Genomic DNA, 8,741 nt, shown 5'->3' on the forward strand with positions numbered 1-8,741 from the left:
ATTTTTATAATCCATTTTGACACCGACAGAACCGGTACCAAGAGGTATTGGTTGTCCAATAATAATATTTTCGATGATACCTGTTAAATCATCCACTTCACCGCGAATACTTGCGTGGAGTAAATGTTTACCAGTTTCTTCAAAAGCTGCACGAGCTAAAACACTTGATTTTTCACCACTAATACCATGTCTTCCAATGGATTTGACAACGCCCTCAGAAGTCATGATATCGGCAACTAACATAATATGTCTTACATCAACACTAAGACCTTGTTCTGAAAGGGTATTTTGAGCTTCGTTAATAATAGATTGACGAGCCGCTTCAATACCTAAAACTTCACCGATTTCGTGAATGTTGTTAGTGGTAGTCCTTACTTTGTCAATACCTTCCATATTAAGAACTTCCTTAAGGTTTGACCCTTCAGTGTGTATGATCCATTCTTCATCACGACGAATGATGACCCTACCTATATTTTTGATACCACTAATCTGTAAATCACGGAATTTATCCGCTAAAAGACGAAGTTCACGTATTACAAAGTCAGTGTTAGGTTTATTTGATGAAATAGTGACTGAATCACCGGAAATAACAACATCTTTTTTAAATGTTTTTTCAATGATAGCATTGATGTTATCTCTGTTGAGTCTTTTCTCTGCAATTTTCTTATTGTCCAAAACCGCTTCAACTTCCATTGTTCCATAGTTTAAATTGAAGTCCGCAAGGATATCATTTATAGTACTTTTACCAATTTTATTAGCCAAAGTCCTTACAAATTCTTCATCATTGCGCTTGTCTTCATCAAAATAAATGTCCATTGTAGGAGTTTTGATTTTTTCTCTTGCATCAACAATTTCTATAAGTCTTGGAAGACCCAATGTTACGTTTAACTCAGTTACCCCTGCATAGTGAAAAGTACGCATTGTCATTTGAGTACCAGGTTCACCTACAGATTGTGCAGCTACTGTTCCAACAGCCTCTCCAGCTTCAACATGAGCTCGGTCATAGGCCTTTTTAAGCTTCAATATAAGTTTTCTTAATTCATCATCAGTTAAGTCTCTACTGATATAATGTTCAGCTAAATCTTCGATATAACTACTTTTAAAATCGATGTTAAGATTTTCTGTCTCATTAATCTCAGCAATCATTTCATTAATTTTAGTTATAATTTCATCCATAGTTACACCTAATTACCCATTCTTATTTCATCAATAAGTTTGTCTAAGTTTGCTGGTTTACCAAAGTCACTTTTTGCAGGGTCAACACCGTCTTCACCAAACATAGTTTGAATAACATTACCTTGATTATCAGTAACAAGTCCTGATGGCTTGACTTGTAAATCCTGAAGTGCGTTTACAAGTCTTCTTTGCATATAACCGGATTGTGCTGTACGAATCGCTGTATCTACAAGACCTTCCCTTCCTCCCATTGCGTGGAAGAAGAACTCAATTGGGTCGAGTCCGGATTTATAACTTGAGTGAACAAATCCTTTTGCTTTTGCCCCTAACTCACCTTTCTTGAAGTGAGGCAAGGTTCTGTTGATGTATCCTCTTTCGATACGTCCACCCCTAACCGCTTGCTGACCTACACAAGCAGTAATCTGAGTAAGGTTCAACATGGATGCCCTTGCACCAGTACGTGCCATTACTACAGAGTGGTTTTCAACAGCCATTACATGATCGTATGGATCATCAGGGTATTGTTTACCCATGTTAAGGTAATGTTCAGCGATTTGACCAGACATGTCCCTAGCTTCCCCAAGAACTTGCATGATTTTCATCTCTAAAGTTTCAGCTAAACTTCTACCTGGTAAAGCTTCAAGATAACCTTCTTCATAAGCTTCAACAAGTTTGTCTACTTCATCCATCTTATTATTCAAGTGCTCATTAATACGATCTTGAGCTTCTTCAGGAATTTCCTCATCATTTAAGGAAGTTGTAATTCCTGTTTTCATAATTCCGCAGATAGCCAAATCAGTGGATCTGTCTAAGAATTCCTTAGCTCTTCCAGGACCGTATTCTTTAACAATTTTATCTAAGATTTTACCTGAGAAAGATCCATATGCGCTTTCATCTATTACACCCTGTTTGAGAATACCGTTTTCAATAACAACTTTAGCATCCTCAGCAGGATAAACGACAGGACATTTGGAAATTTCAGCACTATAGGATAAGTTTAAATCATTAGGTAATAATAAAGAGAACAATTCTTTACCTGTCCATTTTTCACCTTTATCTTTATAAATGAATGAATCCTCACTGAAATCAGGGTCATATTTTAAAATCCATTGATTGGATTTGAATTCAGGTATTTTGAGGTGAGATTTTCTGATAATTTGTAAAGCTTGTTCTTCAGTGAATTCAACACCATCACGAGTTAAAAGGTATGCACCAGAAATGTGGTCGTGAATAGCACCGATAATAGGTCCACCAAACCTTGGAGATAAGATGTGTTCCTGTACACGCATCAATGATTTTGCCTCAGCACGAGACTCATCAGTTTGGAAAACGTGCATGTTCATTTCGTCCCCATCGAAGTCTGCATTGTATGGAGGACATACACATAAGTTTAACCTGAAAGTCTTGTAAGGCAAGACTCTTACCTCATGTGCCATCATACTCATTCTGTGAAGGGAAGGTTGACGATTGAATAAAACCATGTCTCCATCTTTTAAATGTCTTTCAATGATAAAACCTGGTTCTAACTGCTCAAGAATAAACTCTTTAGTATCATCGGTGACTCTCCTTTTAGTGTCACCGTTGATTACATAGTTTGCACCAGGGTGAACGTCAGGACCGTTTTCGATGTACTTTCTCATTTCATCGATGTTCCATTCGTTTACATAAACCGGCACGGTTACTTCTTTTGCAATCATTTCAGGAACTCCAACCTCATTAATACTGATGTTTGGATCCGGAGAGATTACAGTACGTGCTGAGAAGTTAACCCTTTTACCAGAGAGGTTTGAACGGAACCTTCCTTCTTTACCTTTTAATCTTTGAGTTAATGTTTTGAGTGGCCTACCTGACCTGTGTCTTGCAGGAGGAACACCACTAGCTTCGTTGTCAAAGTAAGTTGTTACATGGTATTGGAGCAATTCCCATAAATCTTCAACAATCAATTGCGGAGCTCCGGCTTCCATGTTTTCAAGTAAACGTTGATTAATACGTAAAATATCTACAAGTTTGTGAGTCAAGTCGTCTTCAGACCTTTCACCAGTATCCAGGATAATTGAAGGCCTTACGGTTACAGGCGGGACCGGAAGTACTGTCAATACTAACCATTCAGGTCTTGCAACTTCAGGATTAACACCTAAAACCAATGAATCTTCATCAGTTATTTTTTCAAGTCTTTCACGAACTTCGGATGCTGTTAATTTATAATCTTCAATTAATCCGTTATTGTCCACAATACTTTTGAAGATATTATTTAATTGAGTATTTGTCAATTCATAAGATGCGTCGATATCTTCTTCAAGGTCCAAGATATCTATAATTTCATCAACATTGTGTAAATGTTCGCATAAAAGTTCAATCAAATTACTGTTAATCAATAATCTATTTTTAAAGTATTCTTCTTTATTTTCAGCTATTTCTCTGGATATTGGTCCAATTTCAGCGATAGAAACATTTTCAGAAGACATTTCTTCATTGAATACTTTCTTAAATTCACAAAGTGGATTAATACGTTGAACCATTGAAACAGGTTTATCAAGGATGATCTTATCTTGAATGGTACCACAATGAGGGCATTCTTCACATTCTGATTTATTAGCCAAATTATATATTTCTTTGAGAATGCCGTTTAGATTTTCACTATCTTCTTGAAGTTCCATGATTTTTTGAGTGTACTCCTTAACTTGATCATCGGTTAAAAGAGCACGGCCACATTCATTACAGGTGGAACGCAAAATCTTGTGGATTACATCCCCAAAACCAACATGAATAACAGGTCTAGCTAATTCGATACTACCGAAATGCCCTTGACAAACTCCTCCTTTAGAACCACAAGTCCTACAAACCAAACTAGGATCGATAATACCTAAACGAGGATCCATTAAACCCTTTTCAATAGGAAATCCGTCATCACCATAAGTATCCGGATACTCAACAGTGACTACAGACATCTTACGAATATCCTCAGGAGACATTAAACCAAAATTAATTTTGTTAATTTTTTTAATAAATGCTTTCATGTATTAACTCCTTTAATAAATCTAATTATGCTTTGTCTCCTAAAATTAATTTAGGGAAAATACATAAACTCTTAAGTTCGTCCAATAATAATTTAAATGCGTATGAAATTTCAACAGGGTATGTCTCTACATCACCACAGATTGGGCAGTATTTTTTATTTTTATTCTTATCATATACAGCCAACATACCACAGTTGTCACAGACAATTGCTTCATATTTGTCGGATTCATCAAGTAACCTTTCTTTTAAGGTTAATGCTGCACCGTGTGCAATAAGACAGTCTCTTTCCATTTCTCCAAATCTTAAACCACCTTCACGTGCTCTACCTTCTGTAGGTTGGCGTGTAAGTACTTGTACTGGACCTCTGGAACGAGCATAAACTTTATCAGTTGTCATGTGATGTAATTTTTGATAATATGCAACACCTACGAAGATCTCTGCATCGAGTCTTTCACCAGTCACTCCGCTGTATAGAGATTCGCAACCTGCAGATTCAAATCCGTTATTAATTAGTTGATTTTTGATTTCATCTTCAAGGGTTTCATTGAATGGAGTTGCATCGATACGTTTACCTTCAAGACATCCTGCTTTACCCGCAACCATCTCAAGCACCTGTCCAATAGACATCCTGGATGGAATAGCGTGAGGGTTGACTATTAAATCCGGCACAACACCAAATTCAGTGAATGGAATATCTTCAGGAGATAATATTAAACCGACAACACCTTTCTGACCGTGCCTGGATGCGAATTTATCACCGAATTCAGGTTGTCTTGTATCTCTTACTCTAATTTTGGCTAATCTGGAACCTTCAACGGTTTCTGATAAAAGAACTGCATCAACAATACCTTTTTCACCGTGTCTTACAGTTACAGAAGTTTCTCTTCTTCTATCTGCAACAGTACCGAAATCTTCTTCCAAGAATCTTGGAGGGGAAGTTTTTCCTATTAACACATCTCCAGATTTAACCTCTGATTCCGGATTTACAACACCATCATCATCTAAGTTTCTGTAAGCATCTTCAGATCTGTAACCCTTGATGTTTTTATCAGGCACTTCAAATCTGTCCACTTGACCACCAGCATATCTTTTCTCTGAAGTGTCGTAAGCCCTGAAGAATGAAGACCTTGCTAATCCTCTTTCTAAAGCAGCCTTGTTTATAACCATTGCGTCTTCCATGTTATATCCTTCGTAAGACATTAATGCCACAACAAAGTTTTGACCGGATGGCCTTAAATCGTAATTAGTTGAATCGATGATACGTGTTTTTACAATAGGGGTTTGAGGGTGGTGTAACAGGTGCGCCCTAGTATCAGTACGTAATGCATAGTTAGATACATATAATCCTAAAGCCTGTTTTGTCATACCTGCTTCCATTGTGTTCCTTGGAGAGGAGTTGTGATCTGAGAATGGAATAATACCTGCACAAATACCGAGCATTGTGGCAGGGTCGATTTCCAAGTGAGTGTGCTCTTCATTTAAATCCGCCAAGGTCATGGCAATGTATGAGTTTTCTTCCTCTTCAGCATCCAAGTATTCAATAAGTCCATCATTAATTAAATCATCCCATTTTAATTTGCCGTTAGCTACTTTGTTTAAGTGCTCTTCTCTTAAAAGAGGGATTCCTTCTTTAACAATGATTAACGGCCTTCTTGCTCTACCAGGATCATTGAATATGTATATCTCATCATTATCTTCATAATAGGTAATGTTCATTTCATGAGAAACTTCGCCTTTCCTTCTTTTTTCTCTCATTTCTTGAGTAAATTCAACAGGATTTCTGCAGTAACCCTTAAGTTCCCCATTAAGATAAATTTTAGTTTGCGGAACTTCTTCCTCAATAATATTTTCCTCAACATCAGTTTCAGGCTCAATCTCATCATCAGCCTCTTCAACAGACTCAATAGCTACTTCCTCAACCTCAGTTTCAGGCTCAATAGCTACTTCCTCAACTTCGAATTCAGGCTCAATTTCATCTTCAATGGATTCACCTTCATCGGCAAGTTCGACAGTTTCTTTTTCAAGAGGCTCAATCTCACCATCAGAAATAGCTTTTTCTTCAATTTCGGTTTCTATTTCATCAACTTTTTGAGAGACTTTTTCTTCAATAAATTCTTTTAATTCAGGCAAATCTTTTTTAAGTGATTTCCATTTAGCTCTACGTTTATCTCTTTTAAATGGAACATATAAACTGTCATCTTCTTTCAATTCATCATCATCAAAATAGGTTTTGATATGCTCAACATGCTCTTCAATTTTTTCCAAGGTCTTTTCATCAGCAGATAGTCTTGCTTCTTCAATGACCTCTTTAACATCTTTAAAAGGAGCTAATCTTTCAAAACCAAAATAATAAAATGCCTTTTTCTCTTCAGTAGTAGGTTTTTTATAATTATCAGACAACATTTCACCTCCCTTAAATCAACTCGACATCCATTTGTTCAATTACATCAATAATCTGTTGTTCATCGGAACCTTCTGAAATATTACACAATAAAGCTAAGTTCTTTACCAGGCCACAGTTAGGTCCTTCCGGAGTTTCGTTCGGACATATTTTACCAAATTGAGTTGGGTGCAAATCTCTTGCTTCAAAGTGAGGTTGACTTCTAGTTAATGGGGATACAACACGCCTTAAGTGAGAAAGGGTACCCATATAACTTGTCCTGTCTAATAACTGACTTACACCAGCTCTTCCACCAACCCAGTTTCCTGTAGCAATAGCATGTTTAATATTTTCAGTCAAAACATCACTACGAACAGCCTGCTTAATGGAAAGCTCTTTACCACGAGAAAGACTTCTTTCAAGTTGGTAACTCATATCTCTTGTTAAATTAGTGAAAGCCACCCTAAATAAGTCTTCCATTAAATCTCCAGATACTCTAAGTCTTTTATTAGTGTAATGGTCTTTATCGTGAGGTTTTCTTTTTTCTTCAATAACTTCCAACAACATTTCAGTCATTTCAGCTAAATAAATCGCCTTATCAATACACCTTTCCTCTTCAGTACCCATATGAGGCAATAAATAACGATTTATGACATCTTTAGCACGTCTGTAACGATAATCTTTTGGCATGTTTTTGGCTACTCTATTACCGATGTATTTGATAGCCGCATCTTGCAAGTGTTGTCTTACTTCATCCCTGTCTCCATTTTTGATGACTGACTGATCTATGAACTTATCCAATTCCTCTTGTGAAACTTGAATATCGTCCGCAATCATCATTTGGAAGTTGTTGTCTTTTGAAATCGCTTCAATAATATCTTTATCAGTGGACAAACCAAGTGCCCTTAATAATACAACTAATGGAATTTCCCCTGGAAGGTATGGGAAGGAAATTCTTAAAAATGCTTTATTTTTACGTGGTTTTTTATATTCTAAAGTAATTCTGGCTCTGAAACCACTCTTAATTGAAGTTACAACAGCTTTTGCATGTCTTTCTTCAACTTCGCCGATACGTTCAAGAATAATTTTGTTTGGAGCGATTTCTTCCATTGTTACAACAGCCCTTTCAGAACCGTTTACAATGAAGTATCCTCCTAAATCTTGAGGGTCTTCGTGCTTTTCAATTAATTCCTCATCACTTAGACCATTGAGATGGCAAATATCAGATTTGAGCATTACCGGCAATTCACCGATATATACTTCTTCTAAAGGATTATCTTCTCCTTCTTCATTTAATGCCATTTCAAGATACATATCTGCAGAATAGTTTAAATTTCTAAGTCTTGCTTCAGTAGGGTCAATCTCGCTTCTAGAACCATCCGCCTCTTTATTGGATGGTTTTTCGATGCGTACTTTCCCTGTCTTTAAAGTGTATTTACCATCATCCAAACTAATCGGATCAGTAATATCAATGATATTCTGAATCCTATTGTTTACAAAATCATTGTATGATTTTATATGATGGTCCACTAAGTCATATTTATCGAAAAATGCATCAACTAATTTCCAATTATTCTCTGTCATGGACATCCTCCAACATTACGTAACGCAATAAAAATAATTAACTAAATAAAAATAAAAAGGAAACAACCTAATAACTAATTCATTTAATCATTATTCTTAATTTACTCCTAACTATCTCATTTAAGATAATTCCTCTCAAACTAAGTTCAAATTTATTATAATGAATTTCTAAAAAACAAAAAAATACAGAAATTATACTATATTAAATTTCACCAATTCTAAAATTATATTTAATTGACATTAAAGTTCAACAATCCTATAAGTAATAAATTCACCCGCGGTTTGACTTTTACGAGTAATTCTTAAAATATTACCTGGTTCAGCACCAATAGATTTTGCAACAGGATCATTGACTTTAATTTTAGGAAGATCTTTAAAATCATAATCCACATCGCTAAATTCGTTTGAAATTTCTTCTTCAGTCATGATTTCATGTTTTGGTACAAGCATATGCTCTTGAATATCAAATTCACTTTTCAAATTAATTTCCTCCAACTAGAAAAGTTAAAATATAAAATTAGAAACAGGCCTGACGGGAATTGAACCCGCGGCCGCTTGGTTAAAAGCCAAGCGCTCTGCCAGA

5 protein-coding genes are annotated in these 8,741 nt (G+C 36.0%); all 5 read right to left on the reverse strand.

Annotation, left to right across the window (positions count from 1 at the left end):
- A partial coding sequence (gene rpoA2 / locus ACJMLD_RS04240; RefSeq protein WP_405268287.1) for a DNA-directed RNA polymerase subunit A'' occupies positions 1 to 1,176 on the reverse strand: 1,176 nt, incomplete at its 3' end.
- Between the two features lie 8 nt (positions 1,177 to 1,184).
- Positions 1,185 to 4,193, reverse strand: a complete 3,009-nt coding sequence (locus ACJMLD_RS04245) for a DNA-directed RNA polymerase subunit A' (RefSeq protein WP_405268289.1) — start codon at positions 4,191 to 4,193, stop codon at positions 1,185 to 1,187.
- A gap of 25 nt (positions 4,194 to 4,218) precedes the next feature.
- Positions 4,219 to 6,597, reverse strand: a complete 2,379-nt coding sequence (gene rpoB, locus ACJMLD_RS04250) for a DNA-directed RNA polymerase subunit B (RefSeq protein WP_405268291.1) — start codon at positions 6,595 to 6,597, stop codon at positions 4,219 to 4,221.
- Between the two features lie 10 nt (positions 6,598 to 6,607).
- Positions 6,608 to 8,158, reverse strand: a complete 1,551-nt coding sequence (locus tag ACJMLD_RS04255; protein WP_405268293.1) for a DNA-directed RNA polymerase subunit B'' — start codon at positions 8,156 to 8,158, stop codon at positions 6,608 to 6,610.
- Between the two features lie 240 nt (positions 8,159 to 8,398).
- Positions 8,399 to 8,638, reverse strand: a complete 240-nt coding sequence (locus ACJMLD_RS04260) for a DNA-directed RNA polymerase subunit H (protein WP_405268295.1) — start codon at positions 8,636 to 8,638, stop codon at positions 8,399 to 8,401.
- Positions 8,639 to 8,741: the final 103 nt, after the last annotated feature.

The organism is Methanobrevibacter sp., from assembly GCF_045112895.1.
GTDB lineage: Archaea > Methanobacteriota > Methanobacteria > Methanobacteriales > Methanobacteriaceae > Methanocatella.

What these genes read in the sequence shown, in the direction of transcription:
- ACJMLD_RS04245 (WP_405268289.1), bottom strand. Translation starts at nt 4,193, where the DNA reads ATGAAAGCATTTATTAAAAAAATTAACAAAATTAATTTTGGTTTAATG.
- rpoB (WP_405268291.1), bottom strand. Translation starts at nt 6,597, where the DNA reads ATGTTGTCTGATAATTATAAAAAACCTACTACTGAAGAGAAAAAGGCA.
- ACJMLD_RS04255 (WP_405268293.1), bottom strand. Translation starts at nt 8,158, where the DNA reads ATGACAGAGAATAATTGGAAATTAGTTGATGCATTTTTCGATAAATAT.